The organism is Desulforhabdus sp. TSK, from assembly GCF_022836495.1.
Taxonomy (GTDB): Bacteria; Desulfobacterota; Syntrophobacteria; order Syntrophobacterales; family Syntrophobacteraceae; genus Desulforhabdus.
Genome location: NZ_BQXM01000111.1, coordinates 1 through 631, shown reverse-complemented (window position 1 = coordinate 631; position 631 = coordinate 1). Strand labels below are relative to the sequence as shown.

1 protein-coding gene is annotated in these 631 nt (G+C 58.0%); it reads left to right on the top strand.

Features of this window, described 5'->3' with window-relative positions:
- On the top strand, positions 1 to 254 hold a 254-nt coding region (locus MWC30_RS21725), incomplete at its 5' end, for a CreA family protein (RefSeq protein WP_244086086.1).
- Between the last annotated feature and the right edge of the window lie 377 nt (positions 255 to 631).

Genomic DNA, 631 nt, shown 5'->3' with positions numbered 1-631 from the left:
TCACCGAAGACCCCTCGCAATTCTCCATTGCCTGCCGGCAGACCGGCCCCATCACCCTGCCGGACAAACTGCCCGACCAGGAGAGTGTCTTCAGTGAGAGAACCAGCGCCTTTTTCAAGAATACCAAGGTGGTCCGCATGTTCGACAGGAAGCACAACACCTTGATCTACCTGGCCATCAGCAGAAAAATCATTGCAGGAAGCCCTCAGAACGCCATCTCCACCGTGCCCATCATGCCTTGGGGCGGCAGGTAGCCTGTCCAAGGGCGATTTCCGGTGTCAGGAGCGTGTCGAAAGCTCGCTTCCGACGTTGGATGAGAGAAGTGCCGCGCAATTTCGGGGCCTGTCTCGGAAAGCGCTTGAAGGGAGCCGCAGGGTAGGGTGCATTCCATGCACCATTTCGCAATGGATGGGTTGTGCCAAGAGTGGTGCGTGAAACGCACCCTACCGAGAGCATGTTGCAATGCCGGGAGCGGTAACATCCAATGAGTTTAAGTGCGCTCCATCCCTGCCGGGTCATGGGAAGATTTCAGACCTGCCCGATGACTTCCCCCGTGCAGGCGGATTCATAGCCGGGGAGAGAAGCCAGTTCATTCCGCAGAGCGCGGGTCTGCAGCACATCCAGGAGGATC